Source organism: Pseudomonas sp. PA-7-1E, from assembly GCF_021605325.1.
Lineage (GTDB): Bacteria > Pseudomonadota > Gammaproteobacteria > Pseudomonadales > Pseudomonadaceae > Aquipseudomonas > Aquipseudomonas fluorescens_BV.
On record NZ_WKFA01000035.1, the window covers coordinates 1 to 24,314 of the forward strand.

21 protein-coding genes are annotated in these 24,314 nt (G+C 60.0%); 12 read left to right on the forward strand and 9 right to left on the reverse strand.

All coding sequences use genetic code 11. From position 1 onward, the window contains the following. Positions 1 to 159: 159 nt before the first annotated feature. From cysG to ftsK, 6 genes are read right to left on the reverse strand one after another with little or no spacing between them, the layout of a single operon-like run. Entirely contained in the window at positions 160 to 1,554 is a 1,395-nt protein-coding gene (gene cysG / locus GIW79_RS19820; protein ID WP_054898296.1) for a siroheme synthase CysG, read from the reverse strand. Next, positions 1,555 to 2,835 carry a serine--tRNA ligase gene (gene serS, locus GIW79_RS19825; protein ID WP_034127876.1) on the reverse strand — a complete coding sequence of 427 codons (1,281 nt, stop codon included), beginning with the start codon at positions 2,833 to 2,835 and terminating at the stop codon, positions 1,555 to 1,557. A 15-nt stretch (positions 2,836 to 2,850) separates the two neighbouring features. Beyond that, positions 2,851 to 3,225, reverse strand: a complete 375-nt coding sequence (gene crcB / locus GIW79_RS19830; RefSeq protein WP_236454346.1) for a fluoride efflux transporter CrcB — start codon at positions 3,223 to 3,225, stop codon at positions 2,851 to 2,853. Further along, complete coding sequence (locus GIW79_RS19835) at positions 3,222 to 4,547, reverse strand: replication-associated recombination protein A (protein WP_034127878.1); 1,326 nt, start codon at positions 4,545 to 4,547, stop codon at positions 3,222 to 3,224. Before GIW79_RS19835 ends, crcB begins: the two co-directional genes overlap by 4 nt. 27 nt (positions 4,548 to 4,574) lie before the next feature. Then, positions 4,575 to 5,198 carry an outer membrane lipoprotein chaperone LolA gene (lolA, locus tag GIW79_RS19840; RefSeq protein WP_003174700.1) on the reverse strand — a complete coding sequence of 208 codons (624 nt, stop codon included), beginning with the start codon at positions 5,196 to 5,198 and terminating at the stop codon, positions 4,575 to 4,577. A 54-nt stretch (positions 5,199 to 5,252) separates the two neighbouring features. Beyond that, positions 5,253 to 7,661 carry a DNA translocase FtsK gene (ftsK, locus tag GIW79_RS19845; RefSeq protein ID WP_032896677.1) on the reverse strand — a complete coding sequence of 803 codons (2,409 nt, stop codon included), beginning with the start codon at positions 7,659 to 7,661 and terminating at the stop codon, positions 5,253 to 5,255. Between the two features lie 476 nt (positions 7,662 to 8,137). Between ftsK and aat the strand changes: the two genes are divergently transcribed. The 3 genes from aat to infA all read left to right on the forward strand — a co-directional run bounded on the left by aat (position 8,138) and on the right by infA (position 9,901). Then, positions 8,138 to 8,818, forward strand: a complete 681-nt coding sequence (gene aat, locus GIW79_RS19850) for a leucyl/phenylalanyl-tRNA--protein transferase (RefSeq protein WP_089042250.1) — start codon at positions 8,138 to 8,140, stop codon at positions 8,816 to 8,818. Between the two features lie 56 nt (positions 8,819 to 8,874). Continuing rightward, positions 8,875 to 9,582 (forward strand): arginyltransferase, encoded by a 708-nt coding sequence (locus GIW79_RS19855; RefSeq protein ID WP_003192088.1) that lies wholly within the window; start codon positions 8,875 to 8,877, stop codon positions 9,580 to 9,582. Between the two features lie 100 nt (positions 9,583 to 9,682). Further along, positions 9,683 to 9,901, forward strand: a complete 219-nt coding sequence (gene infA / locus GIW79_RS19860; protein ID WP_002553999.1) for a translation initiation factor IF-1 — start codon at positions 9,683 to 9,685, stop codon at positions 9,899 to 9,901. A 244-nt stretch (positions 9,902 to 10,145) separates the two neighbouring features. Here the strand turns inward: infA and clpA are convergent, their stop codons facing one another. Together clpA and clpS are read right to left on the reverse strand one after the other, a co-directional pair. Beyond that, the gene (clpA, locus tag GIW79_RS19865) at positions 10,146 to 12,416 is read right to left on the reverse strand and encodes an ATP-dependent Clp protease ATP-binding subunit ClpA (RefSeq protein ID WP_003192090.1); all 2,271 of its coding nucleotides are present in this window, start codon (positions 12,414 to 12,416) and stop codon (positions 10,146 to 10,148) included. 29 nt (positions 12,417 to 12,445) lie between these two features. Next, positions 12,446 to 12,814, reverse strand: a complete 369-nt coding sequence (clpS, locus tag GIW79_RS19870) for an ATP-dependent Clp protease adapter ClpS (protein WP_005789091.1) — start codon at positions 12,812 to 12,814, stop codon at positions 12,446 to 12,448. A 225-nt stretch (positions 12,815 to 13,039) separates the two neighbouring features. Between clpS and cspD the strand changes: the two genes are divergently transcribed. Beyond that, positions 13,040 to 13,324, forward strand: coding sequence for a cold shock domain-containing protein CspD (gene cspD / locus GIW79_RS19875; protein ID WP_089042249.1), 285 nt, complete (start codon positions 13,040 to 13,042; stop codon positions 13,322 to 13,324). A 63-nt stretch (positions 13,325 to 13,387) separates the two neighbouring features. On the opposite strand, the gene icd is transcribed toward cspD, so the two are convergent. Next, positions 13,388 to 14,644 carry an NADP-dependent isocitrate dehydrogenase gene (gene icd, locus GIW79_RS19880; RefSeq protein ID WP_089042248.1) on the reverse strand — a complete coding sequence of 419 codons (1,257 nt, stop codon included), beginning with the start codon at positions 14,642 to 14,644 and terminating at the stop codon, positions 13,388 to 13,390. Positions 14,645 to 15,127: 483 nt separating this feature from the next. On the opposite strand from icd, the gene GIW79_RS19885 reads away from it, so the two are divergent. The 8 genes from GIW79_RS19885 (at position 15,128) to GIW79_RS19920 (ending at position 23,955) form a co-directional block, all read left to right on the forward strand. Continuing rightward, entirely contained in the window at positions 15,128 to 17,353 is a 2,226-nt protein-coding gene (locus GIW79_RS19885) for an NADP-dependent isocitrate dehydrogenase (RefSeq protein WP_127880704.1), read from the forward strand. A 225-nt stretch (positions 17,354 to 17,578) separates the two neighbouring features. Next, complete coding sequence (locus tag GIW79_RS19890) at positions 17,579 to 18,025, forward strand: NUDIX hydrolase (protein WP_054899043.1); 447 nt, start codon at positions 17,579 to 17,581, stop codon at positions 18,023 to 18,025. 59 nt (positions 18,026 to 18,084) lie between these two features. Further along, complete coding sequence (gene mnmA, locus GIW79_RS19895; protein WP_034127883.1) at positions 18,085 to 19,209, forward strand: tRNA 2-thiouridine(34) synthase MnmA; 1,125 nt, start codon at positions 18,085 to 18,087, stop codon at positions 19,207 to 19,209. After that, complete coding sequence (hflD, locus tag GIW79_RS19900; protein WP_003192101.1) at positions 19,206 to 19,829, forward strand: high frequency lysogenization protein HflD; 624 nt, start codon at positions 19,206 to 19,208, stop codon at positions 19,827 to 19,829. Before mnmA ends, hflD begins: the two co-directional genes overlap by 4 nt. Positions 19,830 to 19,954: 125 nt before the next feature. Then, positions 19,955 to 21,325: an adenylosuccinate lyase gene (purB, locus tag GIW79_RS19905; RefSeq protein ID WP_014718906.1), complete on the forward strand. Its 1,371-nt coding sequence runs from the start codon at positions 19,955 to 19,957 to the stop codon at positions 21,323 to 21,325. An 84-nt stretch (positions 21,326 to 21,409) separates the two neighbouring features. Next, entirely contained in the window at positions 21,410 to 22,576 is a 1,167-nt protein-coding gene (locus GIW79_RS19910; RefSeq protein ID WP_014718907.1) for a ribosomal protein uL16 3-hydroxylase, read from the forward strand. Continuing rightward, on the forward strand, positions 22,569 to 22,991 hold the full coding sequence (locus tag GIW79_RS19915; RefSeq protein ID WP_236454901.1) for a GNAT family N-acetyltransferase: 423 nt from the start codon (positions 22,569 to 22,571) through the stop codon (positions 22,989 to 22,991). The genes GIW79_RS19910 and GIW79_RS19915 overlap by 8 nt, the downstream gene beginning before the upstream one ends. Positions 22,992 to 23,217: 226 nt before the next feature. Then, positions 23,218 to 23,955 carry a secretin N-terminal domain-containing protein gene (locus GIW79_RS19920; protein WP_014718909.1) on the forward strand — a complete coding sequence of 246 codons (738 nt, stop codon included), beginning with the start codon at positions 23,218 to 23,220 and terminating at the stop codon, positions 23,953 to 23,955. Positions 23,956 to 24,314: the final 359 nt, after the last annotated feature.

Genomic DNA, 24,314 nt, shown 5'->3' on the forward strand with positions numbered 1-24,314 from the left:
GACGGCATCCGATTTTTTTTCCGTGTTCTCGTGGGCTGGAAGTTGTTAATAAGAGACGGGGCGAGGGAGCTTCCCCCCGTTGGGCTGCGTGGCGCCCCCAAAATTTGGGGGGCGCTCCCCCTCCCACCGGGACCAACCTCCCTCGCCACAAGAGCCGGTTCAGACTTGGGATTGAGCGCCCTCGAACCACTTGAGCTTCTCACGCAGTACCACCACTTCACCGACGATCACTAATGTCGGCGCATGCACCTCATGCTCCGCCACCATGCGCGGCAGGTCGGCCAGGGTGCCGGTGAACACGCGCTGGTTGGACGTGGTGCCCTGCTGGATCAGCGCCGCTGGGGTGTCCGACGCGCGCCCGTGCTTGATCAACTGCTCGCAAATGATAGGCAAGCCAATCAAGCCCATGTAGAACACCAGGGTCTGTGAGGGGCCGACCAGGTCTTGCCAAGGCAAGTCCGAGGTACCGTTCTTCAAGTGCCCGGTAATAAAACGTACAGATTGGGCATAGTCGCGATGAGTCAGCGGAATCCCGGCATAGGCCGCGCAACCACTGGCTGCCGTAATACCCGGCACTACCTGGAACGGGATGCCGTGGGCCGCCAACTCTTCGATCTCTTCGCCACCACGACCAAAGATGAACGGGTCCCCCCCCTTGAGGCGCAGCACGCGCTTGCCTTGCTTGGCCAGGTCTACCAGTTGCTGGTTGATCTGGTCCTGGGGCACCGCGTGATCGGCGCGACGCTTGCCGACGTACACGCGCTCGGCATCACGACGGCACAGTTCCAAAATCGCCGGCGCAACCAAACGGTCGTACAGCACCACGTCGGCTTGCTGCATCAGGCGCAATGCGCGGAAGGTCAGCAAATCCGGGTCGCCTGGGCCCGCACCCACCAGGTACACCTCACCGGGCGCGTAAGGCGGCGCGCCATTGACCTTTTCGATCAACAGGCGCTCGGCCTCCTCGCCCTGCCCGGCCAACTGGCGGTCGGCAATCGGGCCCTGGAACACTTCTTCCCAGAACGCCCGGCGTTGCTGCACATCCGGGTACAAACCTTTGACCTGAGCCCGAAAACGCGCGGCCAGCCCAGCCAATTGACCGTAGGTCGAGGGAATCCAGGTTTCCAGCTTGGCGCGGATCAGCCGTGCCAGTACCGGCGCGTCACCGCCGCTGGAGACGGCAATCACCAAGGGTGAACGGTCGACAATTGCCGGGAAGATCACGCTGCACAACGCTGGCGCGTCCACCACATTGACCGGCACGCAGCGACGCTTGGCATCACTGGATACTTGCGCATTCAGTGGCTCATCGTCGGTGGCTGCGATAATCAGGGTGCAACCGTCCAGGTCGGCCTCCTGATAACCGCGCAACATCAGTTCCCCGCCACTGCCCAGCACCAGCTCACGCAGCTGGCTTTCGATCTGGGGAGCAACCACCCGCAACACCGCGCCGGCGTCGGCCAGCAGCCGGGATTTGCGCAAGGCAATCTCCCCACCACCGACGACCAACACACGGCTGCCGCGCAGGTTATGAAACAGCGGCAGAAATTCCATTTAGCGGATGACCTCAACGCCCGCCATGTAAGGCTTGAGCACCTCAGGTACACGGATCGAACCGTCCGCCTGCTGGTAGTTTTCCAGCACGGCCACCAGGGTACGGCCTACGGCCAGGCCCGAACCGTTGAGGGTGTGCACCAGCTCCGGCTTGCCGGTTTCCGGGTTGCGGAAACGCGCCTGCATGCGACGGGCCTGGAAGTCACCGCAGTTGGAGCACGACGAAATCTCGCGGTATTTGTCCTGGCTCGGCACCCACACTTCCAGGTCGTAGGTTTTCACGGCGCTGAAGCCCATGTCGCCCGTGCACAGGGCCAGTACGCGGTAAGGCAGCTCCAGCAACTGCAGCACACGCTCGGCGTTGGCAGTCAGGCCTTCCAGGGCTTCCATGGAGGTCGACGGCTCTACTACCTGGACCATTTCAACCTTGTCGAACTGATGCTGGCGGATCATGCCACGGGTGTCGCGACCCGACGCGCCGGCTTCGCTACGGAAGCACGGGCTGTGAGCAACCAGCTTCAACGGCAGTTGCTTGGCGTCGAGGATTTCGCCGGCGACGATATTGGTCAGCGACACTTCGGCGGTCGGGATCAGGTACAGGTCGGCTTCGCCGTCGCGGCTGATCTTGAACAGGTCTTCTTCGAATTTCGGCAGTTGGCTGGTGCCCATCAACGCCGGCGCCTGAACCAGGTACGGGGTGTAGGCCTCTTCATAACCGTGTTCGCCGGTGTGCAGGTTGATCATGAACTGCGCCAGTGCACGGTGCATGCGCGCAATCGGGCCGCGCAGCAAGGCAAAGCGTGCGCCGGACATTTTTGCCGCGGTTTCAAAATCCAGGCCACCGGTCAATTCGCCCAAGGCGACGTGGTCCTTGATCTCGAAATCGAAGGCTTTCGGCGTGCCCCAGCGGCGCACTTCGACGTTGCCTTCTTCATCTTCGCCGACCGGCACAGATTCGTGGGGCAGGTTCGGAATGCCCAGCAGGATCGAATCCAATTGGGTCTGAATGCCTTCCAGCTCGATTTTGCCATCGGACAGCTCAGTGCCCATGCGCTCGACATCCGCCATCAACGGCGCGATGTCTTCACCGCGCTGCTTGGCCTGGCCGATGGACTTGGAGCGCGCATTACGTTCAGCCTGCAGTGCTTCGGTGCGGGTCTGGACGGTCTTGCGCTGTTCTTCCAGCGCTTCGATGCGCGCAACATCCAAGGCAAAGCCACGGGATGCCAGGCGGTCCGCTACGTCCTGAAGGTTGCTACGTAACAGTTTGGAATCGAGCATGTCGGTCTCTCGTTATCAAAGTTTGGTCAAGAACAGGCCAGCCCAGGTGGCGAGCAGCCCGCCGAATACGCTGATGGCCGCATAGCCAATCGCCAGCGGCACTTGCCCGCTTTCCAGCAGGCGCACGGTATCCAGTGAAAAGGATGAAAAAGTCGTCAGGCCGCCAAGAAAGCCAACCATCAGGCCGGCACGTACCTCGACAGGCACTTCCGGGCGTAACAAAAACAGGCCGTATAACACGCCGATCAACAGGCAGCCCACGATATTAACGGCGAGCGTCGCCGTATAGAAGTGTTTCGGCCAATTGGCGTTGATCCAATTGCCGGTGGCGAAGCGCAGCAGTGTACCGGCGATACCTCCCGCCGAGACGGCGATCACCAAAGGAATCATGTTTTTCTCCGCTGCCTGGGGCTCAGACGGTCGAGGGTGGCCAGGTGGTTGAGCTTCTCACCGATCTTCAGCTCCAGGCCACGGGGCACTGGCTGGTAGAACGGCTGCGGCTCCAGCTCATCGGGGAAGTAGTCTTCGCCGGCCGCGTAGGCGTCCGGCTCATCGTGGGCATAACGGTATTCGTCGCCATACCCCAGCTGCTTCATCAGCTTGGTCGGCGCGTTGCGCAGGTGCAGCGGCACTTCGAGGGAACCATGCTCGGCGGCCGCACGCAGGGCCGACTTGAAGCCCATGTACACTGCGTTGCTTTTGGGCGCGCAGGCCAGGTAAGTGATGGCCTGGGCGACCGCCAACTCGCCTTCCGGACTGCCGAGGCGCTCCTGCACCTCCCAGGCGGCCAGGCACAGGCTCAGGGCCCGCGGGTCGGCATTGCCGATGTCTTCGCTGGCCATGCGCACCACCCGACGCGCCAGGTACAGCGGGTCGCAACCGCCATCGATCATGCGCGCAAACCAATACAGCGCGCCATCAGGGTTGGAACCGCGTACGGATTTGTGCAGCGCGGAAATCTGGTCGTAGAAGGCTTCGCCGCCCTTGTCGAAACGCCGGCGTGTGTCACCGAGCAAGCTTTGCAACAGGTCGACGCCAATCTCGCCGCCGTCTTCGGCCAGGTCGGAAGCATTCTCCAGCAAGTTGAGAAAGCGGCGCCCGTCGCCATCGGCGGCGGTCAGCAAAATCTTGAAACCTTCATCGCTGAGGCTCAGCTGGCGCTTGCCCAGCCCCTTGTCTTCGCTCAAGGCTCGGTGCAGCAGCTTTCGCATCGCCGCTTCATCCAGACTCTTGAGCACATAGACCCGCGCCCGTGACAACAAGGCGTTGTTCAATTCAAAGGAAGGGTTTTCGGTGGTGGCGCCGATAAAGATCAGCGTACCGTCCTCGACATAAGGCAGGAACGCATCCTGCTGCGACTTGTTGAAGCGATGCACTTCGTCGACGAACAGGATAGTGCGTTTACCGTATTGCCCGGCCTGCTGCTTGGCGACTTCCACCGCCTGGCGGATCTCCTTGACCCCGGCGAGCACCGCCGAGACCGTTTCAAAGTGCGCATCCGAGACCTTCGCCAGCAACCGCGCCAGGGTGGTCTTGCCCACGCCCGGCGGCCCCCAGAAAATCATCGAATGCAGCGCACCCTGCTCCAGGGCTTCGCGCAAGGGCTTGCCCCGAGCGAGCAGGTGTTCCTGACCGACGTACTCATCCAGGTTGGTCGAACGCAAGCGCGCGGCCAACGGCTGGGCAATCGGGTCACTTCGAAACAGATCCATGGGCAGCGTTTGAAACCTCTGGGCAGTTTATTCCTGGATCACGTCGGCACCCTTGGGGATGTCGAACTTGAACTTGGACGCGGGCACCGGCTGGTTGGCCTTGACCCCGGAGAACAGGATATCGGTGCGCTGGCCGACGCTGTCGACCAGGCGCATGTTGTTGATCACGCCGTTGCCGAACGACAGGGACAGCGTGTCAAACAACGTGTCCTTGGATTTTGGCTTGAGGGTGAACTCGATGACGTTGCTGGTCTGCTTGGAGGTGATGTCGAAGCTGTCGTTGATTTTCGACACATCACCCGACAGCAGCAGTGCCGGGGTCTGGTTCAGGCGCGGATCGAGCTTCTTGATGGTCGCCTGTTCCAGGTCCGGGTCCCACAGCGTGACTTTCTGGCCGTCGGAAACGATGGTCTGCTCCGCCTTGCCTTCGGTATGCCAGTAGAACAGCCCTGGGCGCTGCACGGCCATTTCACCGGCTGTTTCCTGCAACTGGGTGCCGCCGGCATCCAGGGTCAGCTGGGAGAAGCGCGCGGTGAGGGTCTGGGATTTGTCCAACAGGTTCTTCAGGCTGGCGACGGAAGCCGGGTCAGCGTGAGCCGAAACAGCGGTCAGGGCCAAGGCTGGCAACAACAGCATGCGGATAAAGCGCATGGGAGTCCTCATTGAGTAGTCAGGGCACGCCGCGTGTTGCCACGCGGCGCGGAATCAGTCGCGCATCTGCCCGGGGGCGATGACTTCACGCGAGCCATTGGTGTTCATTGCGGTCACGACGCCGGCCATTTCCATGGCTTCGATCATGCGGGCGGCACGGTTGTAGCCGATTTTCAGCTTGCGCTGCACCGCGGAGATCGACGCACGGCGGCTTTCCAGTACGAAGGCCACGGCTTCGTCATACAAAGCGTCGGTCTCGGCATCGTCATCACCGCCACCGCCGCCATTTTCAAAGCCGCTGCCGGCTTCTTCGACGCCGTTGAGGATGTCGTCGTTGTACTCGGGCGCGCCGCGCAGTTTCCAGGCTTCGACCACACGGTGGACTTCGTCATCGGAAACAAAGGCGCCGTGAACGCGAATCGGCAGGCTGGTGCCCGGCGGCATGTAGAGCATGTCACCGTGGCCCAGCAGTTGCTCGGCGCCACCCTGGTCAATGATGGTGCGCGAGTCGATCTTGCTGGAGACCTGGAACGCCATGCGGGTCGGAATGTTGGCCTTGATCAGGCCGGTGATCACGTCCACCGACGGCCGCTGTGTCGCGAGGATCAAGTGGATACCCGCCGCCCGTGCCTTCTGGGCGATACGGGCGATCAGCTCTTCAACCTTCTTGCCGACGATCATCATCATGTCGGCAAATTCATCGACCACCACCACGATGGTCGGCAGCTTGGTCAGCAGTGGTGCTTCATCGTGAATACTTTCGCGCTTGTACAGCGGGTCGGTCAGCGGTGTGCCGGCGTCCTGGGCTTCCTTGACCTTGGCATTGAAGCCCGACAGGTTACGCACGCCCATCTTCGCCATGAGCTTGTAGCGGCGCTCCATCTCGGCAACGCTCCAGCGCAGGGCGTTGGCGGCGTCCTTCATGTCGGTGACCACCGGGCACAGCAGGTGCGGGATGCCTTCGTAGATCGACAGTTCCAGCATCTTCGGGTCGATCATGATCAGCTTGGCGTCATCCGGCCCGGACTTGAACAGGATCGACAGGATCATGGCGTTCACACCCACCGACTTACCGGAACCAGTGGTACCGGCTACCAGCAAGTGCGGCATTTTCGCCAGGTCGGTAATCACCGGCTTGCCGCCGATGTCATGGCCGAGCGCCAGGGTGACCGGCGATTTGAAGTTGTCGTATTCCGGCGTCGACAGCACTTCGGAGAAGCGCACGATCTGGCGGTCTTCGTTGGGAATCTCGATACCCACGGTGGTCTTGCCCGGGATCACTTCCACCACGCGCACGCTGGTCACGGCCAGGGAACGTGCCAAGTCTTTGGCCAGGTTGGAAATGCGGCTGACTTTTACCCCGGCGGCCGGTTGGATTTCGTAACGGGTGATCACCGGGCCCGGATGGATCGAGTCCACCGACACTTCGACGCCGAATTCCTTGAGCTTGATTTCCAGCAGGTGGCCGACGGCCGCCAGGGATTCGGGGGAATAGTTGAGTTGTTTCTTTTCGGCCGGGTCCAGAATCGAGATCGGCGGCAAGGTGCCTTCGACGGCGCTGTCGATGAACAGCGGTGCCTGCTTCTCTTTTTGCACGCGATGGCTGGGCTCCGGCGCCTTGGGCGGTGCCGGGGCGATCACGGGCGGCACCTGCTTTTCACGGTCCGACATGTGCTTGCTCAGGGCCTGCTCGCGCTCGATCAAGCGCTCCTTGACCTTGGCTTGCTCGCGCCGATCCGGCGTGCTTGGGGCCACCACCTCGTTGACACGGGTGTCGACCTCACGCAGCTGCGCCACCATTTGCTTGCGCTCGACACGGGCGGCCCACCAGCGGTTGGCGGCGCCCTGGAACAATTCGAACAGGTCGAGGGTGATCTTGCCGGTCACGTCCATCACCTTGAACCATGACAGGTCGGTGAATACCGTGAGGCCGAACAGGAACAGCGCGATGAACATCAGGGTGCTGCCCTGGATATTCAGGGTCCTGCGCGCCAGGTCGCCAAGGCTTTCACCCAGGGCCCCGCCCGCGCCCGCCGGCAGACCGGTCGGGGCATGGAAGTGGATATGCGCCAGCGCAGCGCCCGACAGCACCAGGAACACCAGGCCGATCAGGCGCCAGGAGAACAGCCAGCCGCTCCACTGCCACGGCTCGTGACGCTGGCGGAAGATCTGCCAGGTCTTGATCGCCAGCAACAGCGGGAAAATGTAGGCAAAGTAACCCAGGATCATGAAGAGGATATCGGCGCTGTAGGAACCTACAGGGCCGCCGAAATTCTGCACGTCATCGATCTTGCTGTTATGGCTCCAGCCCGGATCGTCCTTGCCATAGGTCAGCAAGGCCATCATCAGGAACAGGCACAGCGCACCGATGGCAATCAGTGCGCCTTCCTTGAGTCGGTAATGCAGGTGCTGGCGCCAGGCCGGTACGACTGCTGCTTTAGGTGCTGCGGCGGATTTCTTCAAAACGGGTCTATTCCTGCGCCTTTAGCGCGTCCATCTGTTGAATGACTACACACGACTGTTCTATCCGGAACAGTTGAAAAATGAACGAATGTTGCTGAATCTACTTTTAACACCCGGTGACGGATAGGTGAAATGGCGATAACGCCACAATGGCCGCATTGTACGGGTTTGCGTGCGCGATGCCACACACTTGCCCTTCACCCGACTGCACGCACAATTTGAGCATGCATTGCCTTTGCTGACAAAGGCTTATGAGCTGTATTTAGCAATCCAGGCAAGCTTGGCAAATGGCCGGCATGCGCCAGACCCGATTACGACCACACCCTGTGTACAGAGTTGCAAAAACACCCGTTCATGCTAATCCTCGTCAATCGCCTATTCGGGCTGGCCCCATGGCGCAGGGTCGTCAATAATCAACGCTTGCGGTGCAGGTGCATGACCTGCCACTCCCCTCCCCTTCCCTAAGCCTGGATGCCATGCTGACCTGGTTACAACGCGACACCCTGACGTTCCCTCCCTTGGCCAAGGCCATGCGCGAACCCAACGGCCTGCTCGCCGCCGGTGGCGACCTGTCGGCCGAACGACTGATCCAGGCCTACCGCCATGGCTGCTTCCCCTGGTTCTCCGAAGGCCAGCCTATCCTCTGGTGGTCGCCAGACCCGCGCACGGTGATTTTCCCCGACGAGCTGCATGTTTCCCGCAGCCTGGGCAAATTATTGCGCCAGCAGCGCTATACCGTGACCTTCGACCAGGATTTCGCCGCCGTCATCCAAGCCTGCGCCGCGCCCCGGGCCTACGCCGATGGCACCTGGATCACCGAAGGTATCCAGAAGGCTTATCTGGAGCTGCACCAACGCGGCTATGCGCATTCCGTCGAGGTCTGGGACCAGGGCGAACTGGTAGGTGGCCTTTATGGCCTGGCGATGGGCCAGTTGTTTTTTGGCGAGTCCATGTTCAGCCGCGCCGACAACGCCTCCAAATTCGGCTTCGCCACGCTGACCCGGCAACTGCAAGCCTGGGGATTTGTGCTGATCGATTGCCAGATGCCCAACGATCACCTGCACAGCCTGGGCGCCCGCGGCATACCCCGCAGCGTCTTCGCTGATGTCCTGCATAAACATCTGGACCAACCCAACGCCGGGCCGTGGGTTTCCTAGGCGACTTTCGCGCACGTGGCTTACACTTATTTCAAAGCTTATCCCGAGGGTTGATCATGACCGAGCTGGCGCGCTTGAAGTTCTATGCCACTCAAGCCCACTCATGCAGCTATCTGCCCGACGAGCAGGCCACCACGCTGTTCCTCGATCCCAGCCAGCCCATGGACGTGCATGTGTATGCCGACCTGTCCGAGATGGGCTTCCGGCGCAGCGGCGATCACCTGTATCGCCCCCATTGCCAGAACTGCAACGCGTGCGTGCCTGCGCGTATCCCGGTTGCGCAGTTTTCGCCCGACCGTAATCAGAAACGCATTCTCAAGCGCAACGCTGACCTGACAGTACACGCCACCAAACCCCAATACAGCGAAGAATATTTCGATCTCTACCAACGCTATATCGAGCAGCGTCATGCCGACGGCGATATGTATCCGCCCAGCCGCGACCAGTTTTCCACATTCCTGGTGCGTGACTTGCCTTTTTCGCGCTTCTACGAGTTCCGCCTCGATGGCCGCCTGCTGGCCGTAGCGGTGACCGACCTACTGCCCAACGGCCTCTCGGCCGTGTACACCTTCTATGAACCGACCGAAGAACGCCGCAGCCTCGGGCGCTTCGCCATCCTCTGGCAAATAGGCGAAGCGCTGCGCCTGGAGCTGGAAGCGGTGTACCTCGGATACTGGATCAAGAACTGCAAAAAGATGAACTACAAGACCCAATATCGGCCCATTGAGCTGCTGATTAATCAAAGATGGGTCACGCTTAACTAGAACCCCTTGGCTTGAACACCCTTTTTCGGGCACAATGCACGCCGCTTTTGCCTGGCGCAGTTGCACCGGGCCATTCACTGGATACCGAGGGCTTTACTGCATGTCGAAAGAAGACAGCTTCGAAATGGAAGGCACTGTCGTCGACACCCTGCCCAACACCATGTTTCGTGTGGAGTTGGAAAATGGGCACGTCGTAACCGCGCATATCTCCGGCAAGATGCGCAAGAACTACATTCGTATTCTTACCGGTGACAAAGTGCGCGTCGAGCTGACGCCCTATGACTTGAGCAAAGGGCGCATCACTTACCGCGCTCGCTAAGCAAGTCAATACAAAACGCCCGGTTATGCCGGGCGTTTTTGTGTGCGCAGGATTTAACAGTCGCCACTTGACCCTGTGGGAGCTGGCTTGCCTGCGATAGCGGTGGGCCAGTTAACGATGTGCGACTGAAGGACCGTCATCGCAGGCAAGCCAGCTCCCACAGTTGACCGTCATTGTCTCGTAATCGTATTTCAGGCAGCAAAAAGGCGCCTTTCGGCGCCTTTTGCAATGTTGCAGCTAACGATCAGGCCATTTCAGCCGTGGTCTCGAACTCGAAGGTCAGCTCGCCGTCCTTCAGGTCGATGTGTACCACCCCACCATGGTCGGAGAGTTCGCCGAACAGGATCTCTTCGGCCAATGGCCGCTTGATCTTGTCCTGGATCAGACGCGCCATTGGGCGTGCGCCCATTGCCGCATCGTAGCCGCCCTCTGCGATCCAACTGCGGGCCGCTTCCGTCACATCCAGCTGCACGCGCTTGTCTTCCAACTGCGCTTGAAGCTCGGTGAGGAACTTGTCCACCACGCTTTTGATGACCTCATGGCTGAGGCGACCAAACTGGATAATGGTGTCCAGGCGGTTGCGGAACTCCGGCGTGAAGCTCTTCTTGATGACTTCCATGGCATCGGAGGAGTGATCCTGATGCGTAAAGCCGATCGAAGCCCGCGCCGCGGTTTCGGCACCGGCGTTGGTGGTCATGATCACGATCACGTTGCGGAAGTCTGCCTTGCGCCCGTTGTTATCGGTCAGGGTCCCGTGGTCCATGACCTGCAATAGCAGGTTGAAGACTTCCGGGTGAGCCTTTTCGATTTCATCGAGCAGCAATACGCAATGTGGCTGCTTGGTGATCGCCTCGGTCAACAGGCCGCCCTGGTCGAAGCCGACATAGCCCGGAGGCGCACCGATCAAGCGCGACACAGTGTGGCGCTCCATGTACTCGGACATGTCGAAACGGACCAGTTCGATGCCCATGGCCTTGGCCAGCTGGCGAGCCGCCTCGGTCTTGCCGACGCCGGTCGGGCCTGCGAACAGGAACGAACCGACTGGCTTGTCCGGCGACTTGAGGCCAGCACGCGACAACTTGATCGCCGTGGACAGCGAGTCGATGGCCGCATCCTGGCCAAACACAGTGAGCTTGAGGTCGCGCTCCAGGTTACGCAGCAACTCCTTGTCGGAGCTGGTGACGTGTTTTGGCGGAATCCGCGCGATCTTGGCCACGATGTCCTCGACTTGAGGCACGTCGATGCGCTTCACGCGCTTCTCGACCGGCTGCAGGCGCTGATAGGCACCCGCTTCGTCGATCACATCGATGGCCTTGTCAGGCATATGCCGGTCATTGATGTAGCGCGACGCCAGCTCAGCCGCCGCACGCAAGGCCTCATCGGTGTATTCGATGCCATGGTGCGCTTCAAAACGCCCCTTGAGCCCGCGCAGGATACCGATGGTGTCTTCAACCGACGGCTCGGACACGTCGACTTTCTGGAAGCGACGCGCCAGGGCACGGTCTTTTTCGAAGATGCCGCGGAATTCCTGGAACGTGGTCGAACCAATGCAACGGATATCACCCGAGGACAGCAGTGGCTTGAGCAGGTTGGAAGCGTCCATCACCCCACCGGAAGCTGCACCGGCGCCAATGATGGTATGGATCTCGTCGATGAACAGGATGGCCTGTGGACGTTTTTTCAACTCACCGAGCAACGCCTTGAAGCGTTTCTCGAAATCGCCACGGTACTTGGTCCCGGCGAGCAACGCGCCCAGGTCAAGGGAATAGACGACACTGCTGGCCAGCAGGTCTGGCACCTGGTTGTCGACAATGCGCTTGGCCAGGCCTTCGGCAATCGCGGTCTTACCCACGCCCGCCTCGCCCACCAGCAACGGGTTGTTCTTGCGACGACGCGCAAGGATCTGCGCTACACGCTCAACCTCATGCTCACGCCCCACCAGCGGATCGATCCGCCCCTGGCGCGCCATTTCATTGAGGTTGCTGGCATAGGCATCCAGCGGATTGCTCGAAGAAGAAGACTCACCGCCCTCCTCGTCCTGCATATCCTGCTCACCCTCGGAATGATCGCCGTGCCCAGGCACTTTAGAGATACCGTGGGCGATGTAATTGACTACATCAATACGGGCAACGCTCTGCTGCTTGAGCAGGAACACGGCCTGGCTTTCCTGTTCGCTGAAAATTGCCACAAGCACGTTCGCGCCCGTGACTTCACGCTTACCGGAGCTCTGTACGTGGAACACAGCACGCTGCAATACCCGCTGGAACCCCAGGGTTGGCTGGGTTTCGCGGTCCTCGTCATGCACGGGGATCAGTGGCGTGGTGGAGTCGATAAACTCCTGCAGGTCATGCTTGAGCTTGTCGAGGTTGGCGCCGCACGCACGTAGAACGGTGGCGGCAGCTTCGTTATCCAAAAGTGCCAACAGCAGGTGTTCGACGGTCATGAATTCATGACGCTTCGAACGAGCCTCCTTGAAGGCAAGATTGAGGGTGACTTCGAGCTCGCGGTTTAACATAGCTTCACCTCATACCCAAGTGGTCGGCGTTAACCGTCCTTCTCGATTTCACAGAGTAGCGGATGCTGGCTTTCCCTGGCGTACTGGTTGACCTGCATGGCCTTTGTCTCGGCGATGTCGCGGGTAAACACTCCACATACTGCCCGTCCTTCTGTGTGAACGGCCAGCATTACCTTGGTCGCCAACTCGCGGTTCAGGTTAAAAAACACCTCGAGCACTTCGACGACGAAATCCATCGGTGTGTAGTCATCATTGAACAAAACCACCTTGTACATCGGCGGCGCCTGTAAAGCAGGCTTGGCCTCCTGAACAGCAATGCCTGCAGAACCGTCGTCGTCATGTTCCTGATCCGGGCGATCCTGATTGAATGTTAGTCGAATCTGGCTGTTTGCATGCATGGGAAAGAAAGGTTCGTCAGTGGTTCAATTACAGTGGTGGGGGCGACCTGTCAGAATTTCAACTCTGACTCTTGGGTCACCTTGACTATCGGCGAAACGGTGTTACAACAAATAGAGCCCACAGTGGGTAAAAAAGGTCCGCGCAGTCAACCTTATTTATTCGGGTTAGGACGGATAGACAGGATGATACTCCAGTGATGGAGTCTGGTGCAGAGGGATAAGGGAATGGCTAGTGGTAAGGTCAAGTGGTTCAACAATTCCAAGGGTTACGGCTTCATTAATGAAGACGGCAAGCAAGAAGACCTTTTTGCGCATTTCTCAGCGATCCAGGCGGATGGGTACAAAACGCTGAAGGCGGGTCAACCGGTATCCTTTGACATTACCCAGGGCCCAAAGGGCTTGCATGCGGTGAATATCAAAGGCATCACCACCACGCCCGCTGTAGAAAACGGCGCGGCGCACGGTCACAAATCAAGACAAGAAAAGCAAGCAGGCCTGACCAGCTTCTGAACAAAGCACTGAAAGCAAACCGGCCGCCCCGAATCATCAGGGCGGCCGGTTTTGTCTACCTGTTTACATATGCTTGATCAACGCGTCACCAAAGCCCGACGACGACAGCAACGTAGCGCCATCCATCAGACGCTCGAAGTCATAGGTCACGGTCTTGGCCGAAATCGCGCCATTGGTGCCCTTGATAATCAGATCCGCCGCCTCGACCCAACCCATATGCCGCAGCATCATTTCCGCCGACAGGATCAATGAACCAGGGTTGACCTGATCCTTGCCCGCATATTTAGGCGCAGTGCCGTGGGTGGCTTCAAACATTGCCACGGTGTCCGACAGGTTGGCCCCCGGCGCAATACCGATACCGCCCACTTCCGCCGCCAGGGCGTCGGACAGGTAATCACCATTGAGGTTGAGGGTCGCGATCACGTCATATTCGGCCGGGCGCAGCAGGATCTGCTGGAGCATGGCGTCGGCAATAGCATCTTTGACCACTACATTCTTGCCGGTCTTGGGGTTCTTGAACTGCATCCACGGCCCGCCATCGAGCAAGGTCGCACCGAACTCTTCAGCCGCCACCTCATAGGCCCACTCCTTGAAGGCACCCTCGGTGAACTTCATGATGTTGCCTTTGTGCACGATGGTCAGCGAGTCGCGGTCGTTATCCACCACATACTGCAAGGCCTTGCGCGCCAGGCGCTTGGTGCCCTCTTTGGAGACCGGCTTGACGCCAATCCCGCAATCCTGGTCGAAACGGATCTTGGTCACGCCCATTTCTTCCTTGAGGAACTTGATCACCTTGATCGCTTCCGGCGAACCGGCCTTCCACTCGATGCCCGCGTAAATATCCTCGGAGTTCTCACGGAAGATGGTCATGTCCACGTCGCCAGGCTTTTTCACCGGGCTGGGCACGCCTTCAAACCAGCGCACCGGGCGCAGGCACACGTACAGGTCAAGTTGCTGGCGCAGGGCCACGTTCAGCGAGCGGATACCGCCACCCACCGGCGTTGTCAGCGGGCCCTTGATGGACACCACGTAATCCTTGACCGCATCCAGGGTTTCCTGGGGAAGCCACGTATCCTGGTCGTAGACTTGAGTGGCCTTTTCACCAGCGTACACCTCCATCCAGGAGATTTTGCGCTTGCCGCCGTAAGCCTTTTCAACAGCGGCATCGACCACCTTGATCATCACCGGGCTGATGTCGACGCCAATACCGTCACCTTCGATGTAGGGGATGATCGGTTGGTCAGGAACATTGAGAGAATGGTCTGCATTGACGGTGATTTTGTCGCCGACTGCCGGAACCTGAATCTTCTTGTATCCCATGCTGAACTCCATCTATGGATTGAACATCTGGCTGCGTTCGAGCCTACTCCAGATAAATGGCGACTGAAACCTCACGCCATGCTCATTTGCACCGAAAACAGCACATTTGGTGGCCTACAAGCCTGAAAGCAAAGGGAAAAGCGCCAATCTTGAGCACATCTCACCACCCCACGCACCTGCGACCTTTAGACCAATGGACGAGCCCCCTTTTGTATGAAGGCTCAGCGTAAGCATAGCGACCTATGTATAATGCCGCCGCTGACCAAAGAGTCACGACGGCGGACCGCTCTAGCACGTAGCCTTTCGCCAGAAAGCCGGACTATTACCATAGCCCACCCGCTTGACGCTCGACTGATGCAAACCAACATCACCGCGAAGAAACCTCGACATTTCGCTCATGGATGACTTTGAACGAACGCGCTCTACCCGGCGCATCTCGAGTTTCTGCGCACGCTTTCAGCAAAGAAGAGAGTTAATCCGAATATGCCCACCCGCTCGAAGATCATCTACACCTTCACCGACGAAGCCCCAGCCCTCGCCACCTATTCACTGCTGCCTATCGTAGAGGCCTTCACCGCTTCCGCTGATATTGCCGTGGAAACCCGCGACATTTCCCTCGCCGGGCGCATCCTCGCAAGCTTCCCCGAGCAACTGGGCACCAAGGCCATCCCGGACCACCTCGCCGAACTGGGCGACCTGGCCGTTACGCCTGAAGCCAATATCATCAAGCTTCCCAACATCAGCGCCTCGACCCCGCAGCTGCAAGCCGCGATCAAGGAACTGCAGGCCCAGGGCTACGCCCTGCCGGACTACCCTGAAACCGTAACCACCGACGCGGAAAAAGAAACCCGTGCACGTTACGACAAGGTCAAGGGCAGCGCCGTGAACCCGGTACTGCGCGAAGGCAACTCCGACCGTCGCGCACCGCTGTCGGTCAAGAACTATGCACGCAAGCACCCGCACAAGATGGGCGCCTGGGCTGCCGACTCCAAGTCGCACATTGCCCACATGAACAACGGCGACTTCTACGGCAGCGAAAAAGCCGTGCAGATCGAAACCGCTGACGCGGTCAAAATTGCGCTGGTTGCAAAGGACGGCACCACCACCGTCCTGAAGGAAAAGACCAGCGTTCAGGCCGGCGAAATCATCGACACCGCCGTGCTGAGCAAGAAAGCCCTGCGCAGCTTCATTGCCGCTGAAATCGAAGACGCCAAGAAGCAAGGCGTGCTGCTGTCGGTTCACTTGAAAGCCACCATGATGAAGGTCTCCGACCCGATCATGTTCGGCCAGATCGTTGCCGAGTTTTATAAAGACGCCCTGGCCAAGCACGCGACCGTGCTGGAACAGATCGGCTTCAACCTGAACAACGGCATTGGCGACTTGTACGCTCGCATCAAGGCCCTGCCGGCCGACCAGCAAGCGCAGATCGAAGCCGACATCCAGGCGGTCTACGCCGTTCGCCCTGCCCTGGCGATGGTCAACTCCGACAAAGGCATCACCAACCTGCACGTGCCAAGCGACGTCATCGTCGACGCCTCGATGCCAGCGATGATCCGTGACTCCGGCAAGATGTGGGGCACCGACGGCCAGTTGCACGACACCAAGGCTGTGATCCCGGATCGCTGCTACGCCACCATCTACCAGGCGGTCATCGAAGACTGCAAGGCCAATGGCGCCTTCGACCCGACCACCATGGGCAGCGTGCCAAACGTTGGCCTGATGGCCAAGAAAGCCGAAGAGTACGGTTCCCACGACAAGACCTTCCAGATCAAGGCTGACGGCGTTGTCCGCGTCACCGACAGCCAGGGCAACCTGCTGATGGAACAGAACGTCGAAGCTGGCGACATCTTCCGCATGTGCCAGACCAAAGACGCTCCGATCCAGGACTGGGTCAAGCTCGCCGTCAACCGTGCCCGCGCCAGCAACACCCCAGCCATCTTCTGGCTGGACCCCCAGCGCGCCCACGATGGCGTAGTGGTCGAGAAAGTTCAGACTTACCTGAAAGACCACAACACCGAAGGCCTGGACATCCGCATCATGGCCCCGGTCGATGCGATGAAGTTCACCCTGGAGCGCACCCGCAAGGGCCTGGACACCATCTCGGTGACCGGCAACGTACTGCGCGACTACCTGACCGACCTGTTCCCGATCATGGAACTGGGCACCAGCGCCAAGATGCTGTCGATCGTGCCGCTGATGAATGGCGGTGGCCTGTTCGAAACCGGCGCTGGCGGTTCGGCTCCCAAGCACGTGCAGCAACTGCTGGAAGAAAACTTCCTGCGCTGGGATTCCCTGGGCGAGTTCCTGGCCCTGGCTGCGTCCCTTGAGCATTTGGGTGTGACGTACAACAACCCGAAAGCCCTGGTACTGTCCAAGACCCTGGACCAGGCCACCGGCCAGTTCCTGGACAACAACAAGTCGCCATCGCGCAAAGTCGGCAACATCGACAACCGCGGCAGCCACTTCTACCTGGCGCTGTACTGGGCACAAGCCCTGGCCGCCCAGACAGAAGACACTGCACTGCAAGCGCAGTTTGGCGAACTGGCCAAAACCCTGGCCGAGAACGAAGCAACCATCGTTGCCGAACTCAACGCCGTACAGGGCAAGCCAGTGGACATCGGCGGCTACTACGCGCCGAACCCTGAGCTGACCAGCAAAGCCATGCGCCCGAGCAGCACGCTCAATGCGGCGATTGCCAAGTTGAAGTAAGGTTGTAAGGATGCGAAGAAGCCCCGGCCCAGTGCCGGGGTTTCTGTTTCGGACTGCCACCGATTTAACTGAAGAAACCCAATAGAATGTGGGAGCTGGCTTGCCTGCGATAGCGGTGGGTCAGCTACTGAATAGCTTGCTGGTAGACCGTCATCGCAGGCAAGCCAGCTCCCACATTGCCCGCAATCCTGCCCGAAGACCGCGGGGCATCCCAAGAGACTTCCCATGACCTGGCAACCTCACATCACCGTCGCCACCATCGTCGAAGACAACGGCCGCTTCCTGATGGTCGAAGAACTCAAGGGCGGCCGCGCCGTGCTCAACCAGCCCGCCGGCCATCTGGACCCGAATGAAACCCTGACCGAAGCCGCCGTGCGCGAAACCCTGGAAGAAACCGGCTGGGACGTGGAAGCCACCGGCATCGTCGGCATCTACCTGTATACCGCCCCGAGCAATGGCGTGACCTACCAACGGGTCTGTTTTATCGCCAAGGCACTGAAACACCACCCGGAATATCAACTTGACGAAGGCATCCTGCGCGCCAGCTGGCTGACCCGTGACGAGTTGATGGCCCTGCGCGAGGACTGGCGCAGCGAGCTGATTATCCGCTGCATCGATGATTATCTGGCCGGCCAACGCCACAGTCTCGAATTGATCCGCCCTTCTCTTTAGCCTTGCGGGCCCAGGCCTGCTAGAATCGCGTCCTTTTTCAAGACACCCGTTGAAACCCTATGCGTGATCCAGCCCCTTCTGACACACAAAAGAAGCGCGTCATCGTCGGCATGTCCGGCGGCGTGGACTCTTCCGTTTCCGCCGTTCTGCTCATGGAGCAGGGTTATGAGGTGGAAGGCCTGTTCATGAAGAACTGGGAAGAAGACGATGGAACCGAATACTGCACCGCCATGGACGACCTCGCGGACGCCCAGGCCGTGTGCGACAAGATCGGCATCAAGCTGCACACCGCCAACTTCGCCGCCGAGTACTGGGACAACGTGTTCGAGCACTTCCTGGCCGAATACAAGGCCGGCCGCACGCCGAACCCGGACATCCTGTGTAACCGCGAAATCAAGTTCAAGGCCTTCCTCGACTACGCCATGATGCTCGGCGCCGACCTGATAGCTACCGGCCACTACGTGCGCCGTCGCGATATCGATGGCCGCACCGAATTGCTCAAGGGTCTGGACCCGAACAAGGACCAGAGCTACTTCCTGCACGCCGTGGGCGGTGAACAGATCGCCAAGACTCTGTTCCCGGTCGGCGAGCTGGAAAAACCCGAAGTGCGCAAGATTGCCGAGAAACACGGCCTGGCCACCGCCAAGAAGAAAGATTCCACCGGTATCTGCTTTATCGGCGAGCGGCGCTTCAGTGATTTCCTCAAGCAATACCTGCCGGCGCAACCGGGCGAGATCAAGACCACCGAGGGTGAAGTGATCGGCCGCCACCACGGCCTGATGTACCACACCATCGGCCAGCGCCAGGGCCTGGGTATTGGCGGTTTGAAGGACGCCGGTGAAGAGCCGTGGTACGTGCTGGTCAAAGACCTGGAAAACAACGTGCTGGTGGTCGGCCAGGGCAACGAGCACCCGCTGCTGTTCTCCGGCGCCCTGCTCGCTTCCGAGATTTATTGGGTCAACCCTATCGACCTGAGCACCCCGCGCCGCCTGACCGCCAAAGTGCGTTATCGCCAGAGCGACCAGCCCTGCACCCTGGAAAAGACCGCCACCGGCTACCGTGCCACCTTCGATGACCCGCAACGCGCGGTCACCCCTGGCCAGTCCGTGGTGTTCTATGACGGCGAGATCTGCCTGGGCGGCGGCGTGATTGAAGTCGCGCAAGCCTGGAGCAACCCGGCATGAGCCCGACCCAGGAGCAGTTGACAGCCCTTGGCGGTGTCTTTCTCGCTGCGGTACTGGTGGACAAGATCGCCAAGACCGGCCAGGTCACTGAAGCCGGCCTGACCTGCATGCTCGGCAGCCTGCTGATCCGCGACCCCAAGGACACCCTTGAGGTTTACGGCGGCGACGACCTGGCCCTGCGTGAAGGCTATCGCGCCCTGATCGGCGCCCTGGAGCGCGACCCCAGTACTTTGCAGCGCGAGCCGCTACGTTATGCCCTGTCGATGCTCGGCCTTGAGCGCCAGTTGGCCAAGCGCGACGACCTGCTGGACACCATCGGCAAGCGCCTGCCGCAGATCCAGTCCCAGGTAGAACACTTCGGCCCGGCCCACGAAAACGTGATCGCCGCCTGTGGTGCGCTGTACCAGGACACCTTGAGCACCCTGCGCCAGCGCATCCAGGTGCATGGCGACATGCGTAACCTGCAGCAACCCAACAACGCGTCGAAAATCCGCGCCCTGCTCCTGGCCGGTATTCGTTCGGCACGCTTGTGGCGCCAACTGGGCGGTCATCGCTGGCAGTTGGTGATCAGCCGACGCAAATTGCTCAAAGAGCTTTACCCGTTGATGCGCAACGAATAAGTCGCACCAGCAGGCTGTTTTCAAGCCATTACGCGTAATACGCCGGTCAGTTGGCGACGGACCGGCGGATTTTTTCATGTATGATACGCGCCCCATTTCGTTGCCCGACTGTCCGAGAACACCCCATGCAGCTCTCTTCGCTCACTGCGGTTTCCCCTGTTGACGGCCGCTACGCCGGCAAAACCCAGGCCCTGCGCCCTATTTTCAGCGAGTACGGCCTGATCCGTGCCCGTGTCCTGGTTGAAGTGCGCTGGCTCCAGCGCCTGGCCGCTCACCCCGCCATCAGCGAAGTGCCGGCGTTTTCCGCCGAGGCCAACGCTGTATTGAACACCCTGGCGGAAAACTTCTCCCTGGAGCACGCCGAGCGTGTGAAAGAGATCGAGCGCACCACCAACCACGACGTCAAAGCCATCGAATACCTGCTCAAAGAGCAAGCGGCCCAACTGCCGGAACTGGCCCAGGTCAGCGAGTTCATCCACTTTGCCTGCACCAGCGAGGACATCAACAACCTGTCCCACGCCCTGATGCTGCGCGAAGGCCGTGATGACGTGATGCTGCCGCTGATGCGCCAGACCGCCGAAGCCATCCGCGAGCTGGCGATCCGTTTCGCTGCCGTGCCGATGCTGTCGCGCACCCACGGCCAGCCGGCCTCGCCGACCACCCTGGGCAAAGAACTGGCCAACGTGGTGTACCGCCTGGAGCGCCAGATCGCCCAAGTCGCCGCCGTGCCATTGCTGGGCAAGATCAACGGCGCTGTAGGCAACTACAACGCCCACCTGTCGGCCTACCCTGAGATCGACTGGGAAGCCAACGCCCGCGCCTTCATCGAAGACGAATTGGGCCTGGGCTTCAACCCCTACACCACGCAGATCGAACCCCACGACTACATCGCCGAGCTGTTCGACGCGATTGCACGCTTCAACACCATCCTGATCGATTTCGATCGCGATATCTGGGGCTACATCTCCCTGGGCTACTTCAAGCAGCGCACTATTGCAGGCGAAATCGGTTCGTCGACCATGCCGCACAAGGTCAACCCGATCGACTTCGAAAACTCCGAAGGCAACCTGGGTATCGCCAACGCCCTGTTCCAGCACCTGGCCAGCAAGTTGCCGATCTCCCGCTGGCAGCGCGACCTGACCGACTCCACCGTACTGCGTAACCTCGGCGTCGGTTTTGCCCACAGCGTGATCGCGTACGAAGCCAGCCTCAAAGGCATCAGCAAGCTGGAGCTCAACGAGCAGAAGATTGCCGCTGACCTGGACGCGTGCTGGGAAGTACTGGCCGAGCCGATCCAGACCGTGATGCGCCGCTACAACATCGAAAACCCCTACGAGAAGCTGAAAGAATTGACGCGCGGCAAGGGCATCAGCCCCGAAGCGCTGCAAACTTTCATCGACGGCCTGGACATGCCAGCCGCAGCCAAAGCCGAGCTGAAACTGCTCACCCCGGCCAACTACATCGGCAACGCTGTAGAACAAGCCAAGCGCATCTGATCCAAGCAAGCTCCTTTGAGACGCCCGGCCGCGCCGGGCGTTTTTATTCCTGTCTTAAAAGTGCTTTTTTTCAATAGGTTACACATGAATCCTGATATCCCTCTTCAACTTCTGGGCGGCATCACGGCACGGGAATTCCTGCGCGACTACTGGCAGAAAAAACCGCTGCTGATCCGCCAGGCCATCCCTGACTTCGAAAGCCCGATCGACGCCGACGAACTGGCAGGCCTGGCCCTGGAAGAAGAAGTCGAGTCGCGCCTGGTGATCGAACACGGCGAGCGCCCGTGGGAACTGCGTCGCGGCCCGTTCGCCGAAGACGCTTTCAGCACCCTGCCCGAGCGCGAGTGGACCCTGCTGGTGCAGGCAGTCGACCAGTTCGTGCCGGAGGTGGCTGAGCTGCTGGAGCACTTCCGCTTCCTGCCGAGCTGGCGTATCGATGATGTGATGATCAGCTTCGCCGCGCCGGGTGGCAGCGTCGGTCCGCATTTCGATAACTACGATGTGTTCCTGCTGCAAGCCCAGGGCAAGCGCAACTGGAAGATCGGCCAGATGTGCAATTCCGAAAGCCCGTTGCTGCAACACGCCGACCTGCGCATCCTCGCCGAATTCGAAGAAAGCGCCGAATGGGTGCTCGAACCGGGCGACATGCTCTACCTGCCCCCGCGCCTGGCCCATTTCGGTATTGCCGAAGACGACTGCATGACCTATTCCGTAGGTTTCCGTGCACCGAGCGCCGCTGAAGTGCTGACCCACTTCACCGACTTCCTCAGCCAGTACCTGACCGACGAAGAGCGCTACACCGACGCCGACGCCCAGCCGGTCAGCGACCCACACCAGATCCAGGGCGACGCACTGGACCGCCTCAAGGGCCTGCTCGCCGAGCACATGAGCGATGAGCGCATGCTGCTGACCTGGTTCGGCCAGTTCATGACCGAGCCACGCTACCCGGAACTGGTGGCCGGTGAAGAGTTGGGCGAAGAAGACTTCATCAACAGCCTGCAAGACGGCGCGATCCTGGTGCGCAACCCGAGCGCACGCCTGGCCTGGTCCGAAGTGGATGACGACGTACTGCTGTTCGCCAGCGGCCAGAGCCGTTACCTGCCGGGCAAACTGCGTGAACTGTTGAAGCTGGTGTGCTCGGCCGATGCACTGCACAGCGAAAACCTGGGCGAGTGGCTGGCCGACGAAGACGGTCGCGACCTACTGTGCGAACTGGTCAAGCAAGGCAGCCTGGGGTTCGCGGATGAATAAAATTCACGTAAGTGTCGCGGACTGGCGAAAGGATATCGACGAGATTCGGCGCATTCGTGAAGCGGTATTCATCGCTGAACAATCGGTCCCGCCTGAATTGGAGTGGGACGCGGACGATGCCGATGCGGTGCACTTTCTGGCGTTCGAAGGTGATTTCCCGATCGGCACCGCTCGGCTGTTGTCCAGCGGCGAAATCGGGCGCGTTTCGGTACTCAAGGACTGGCGTGGGCTGAAGGTGGGCGACAAGCTGATGGAAGCGGTGATCGGCGTGGCCGAGAAGCGCGGCCAGACCCGGCAATTCCTAAGTGCGCAGGTGTATGCGGCGCCGTTCTACGAGCGCTTGGGCTTCAGGATCGTCAGTGATGAATTCCTGGAAGTCGGGATTCCGCATGTGGATATGGTGCGCGGGGACTGATCCGAGACCGCGTCGCCTGCATCGCAGGCAAGCCAGCTCCCACACTGACCACATTCCAAAGGTTGTACTCGGTCAAGTGTGGGAGCTGGCTTGCCTGCGATAGCTATTTCAGCAACACCACAAATGCCCTGCCTGCCAGGGCATTTTGCCGTCTACGATTCAACTTGCGACCCACCAGGCCGACAAACTGGCACTATCAAGCAAATGACTCGCAGAGATAACGGACATGTCCCTACGCACCCTGCTCACCGCCCTCGTGATGACCGTCAGCGCTTGCGCCATGGCCGCCACTGAAGTCGTCAACCTGAACAACCGCACCAGCGCCGACCTGCTGCCCGTGGCGCAGAACTTCATTGGCAAGGACGGCACCGTCAGCGCCTACGGCAACCAACTGATCGTTAACGCTGAGCCCGCCAGGATCGAGGGCTTGCGCGCACTGCTCGGCCAATTGGATACACCGGCCAAACGCCTGCTGATCACCGTCGATACCAACGAGAACAACCAGCAGAACAGCGGTGACAGCCAGACCCGCATCATCAGCTACGGCACTGCCAGCCGCGACGGTGGCGTGCAGCAGATCCAGGCCAGCGAAGGCGTGCCTGCGCTGATCCAGGTCGGCCAGAGCGTACCGCTGACCACCACGCAACAGGACAGCTATGGCCGTCTGCAAAACCAGACCCAGTATCGCAACGTCACCCAGGGTTTTTACGTGACCGCCAGCGTCACTGGCGAAACCGTACACTTGGCCATCAGTACCAACCGTGACCGCATGAGCCAGGAACGTCCCGATGTAGTGAACGTGCAAAGCACCGACACAACCGTCAGCGGCCGCCTGGGCGAATGGATCCCCCTGGCCGGCATCAATCGTGAAACCCAGGCGGACAAATCCTCTACAACCCGCAGCTACTCTACTCAGGGCCGCGATGACCTGACTTTACGGGTCAAGGTCGACACCCTGAACTGAGGCACCAAAAACTGACTGGCAAGTCGCATTAGACTAAAGATGTAGTGCCTGAAAAAAAGCACTACAAAACATTTGACGAGCCAAAAAAGCATGGGCATGATGGCCTCGCTCCCGCTAATCAGGGGCCCTGGCAAGGGCCTTCGGATCGCCGCTCTAAGCTACCCACCTGAGCCGATTCGTGTCTGTACCGCCCACAAGGTGTGTTTGACGTTGGTTGCGACTGGAACGAAGTTGTCCCGAGGGACGGAAGCCAACCAGGTAACCCGGCTACACACTGATGGATCGTACAAAGGCCCACGACGCCCGAAGACCGTTCGCAGTTTGCCTTTACCTGCTCAACTCCCCCTTGAGCCCCATCG

Coding starts and splice junctions, on each gene's coding strand:
- cspD (WP_089042249.1), top strand. CDS start 13,040: ATGGCTAGTGGTAAGGTCAAGTGGTTCAACAATTCCAAGGGTTACGGC.
- serS (WP_034127876.1), bottom strand. CDS start 2,835: ATGCTCGATTCCAAACTGTTACGTAGCAACCTTCAGGACGTAGCGGAC.
- GIW79_RS19910 (WP_014718907.1), top strand. CDS start 21,410: ATGAATCCTGATATCCCTCTTCAACTTCTGGGCGGCATCACGGCACGG.
- aat (WP_089042250.1), top strand. CDS start 8,138: ATGCTGACCTGGTTACAACGCGACACCCTGACGTTCCCTCCCTTGGCC.
- GIW79_RS19890 (WP_054899043.1), top strand. CDS start 17,579: ATGACCTGGCAACCTCACATCACCGTCGCCACCATCGTCGAAGACAAC.
- GIW79_RS19885 (WP_127880704.1), top strand. CDS start 15,128: ATGCCCACCCGCTCGAAGATCATCTACACCTTCACCGACGAAGCCCCA.
- clpS (WP_005789091.1), bottom strand. CDS start 12,814: ATGCATGCAAACAGCCAGATTCGACTAACATTCAATCAGGATCGCCCG.
- GIW79_RS19835 (WP_034127878.1), bottom strand. CDS start 4,547: ATGGATCTGTTTCGAAGTGACCCGATTGCCCAGCCGTTGGCCGCGCGC.
- GIW79_RS19855 (WP_003192088.1), top strand. CDS start 8,875: ATGACCGAGCTGGCGCGCTTGAAGTTCTATGCCACTCAAGCCCACTCA.
- clpA (WP_003192090.1), bottom strand. CDS start 12,416: ATGTTAAACCGCGAGCTCGAAGTCACCCTCAATCTTGCCTTCAAGGAG.
- crcB (WP_236454346.1), bottom strand. CDS start 3,225: ATGATTCCTTTGGTGATCGCCGTCTCGGCGGGAGGTATCGCCGGTACA.
- cysG (WP_054898296.1), bottom strand. CDS start 1,554: ATGGAATTTCTGCCGCTGTTTCATAACCTGCGCGGCAGCCGTGTGTTG.
- infA (WP_002553999.1), top strand. CDS start 9,683: ATGTCGAAAGAAGACAGCTTCGAAATGGAAGGCACTGTCGTCGACACC.
- GIW79_RS19915 (WP_236454901.1), top strand. CDS start 22,569: ATGAATAAAATTCACGTAAGTGTCGCGGACTGGCGAAAGGATATCGAC.
- hflD (WP_003192101.1), top strand. CDS start 19,206: ATGAGCCCGACCCAGGAGCAGTTGACAGCCCTTGGCGGTGTCTTTCTC.
- mnmA (WP_034127883.1), top strand. CDS start 18,085: ATGCGTGATCCAGCCCCTTCTGACACACAAAAGAAGCGCGTCATCGTC.
- GIW79_RS19920 (WP_014718909.1), top strand. CDS start 23,218: ATGTCCCTACGCACCCTGCTCACCGCCCTCGTGATGACCGTCAGCGCT.
- purB (WP_014718906.1), top strand. CDS start 19,955: ATGCAGCTCTCTTCGCTCACTGCGGTTTCCCCTGTTGACGGCCGCTAC.
- lolA (WP_003174700.1), bottom strand. CDS start 5,198: ATGCGCTTTATCCGCATGCTGTTGTTGCCAGCCTTGGCCCTGACCGCT.
- icd (WP_089042248.1), bottom strand. CDS start 14,644: ATGGGATACAAGAAGATTCAGGTTCCGGCAGTCGGCGACAAAATCACC.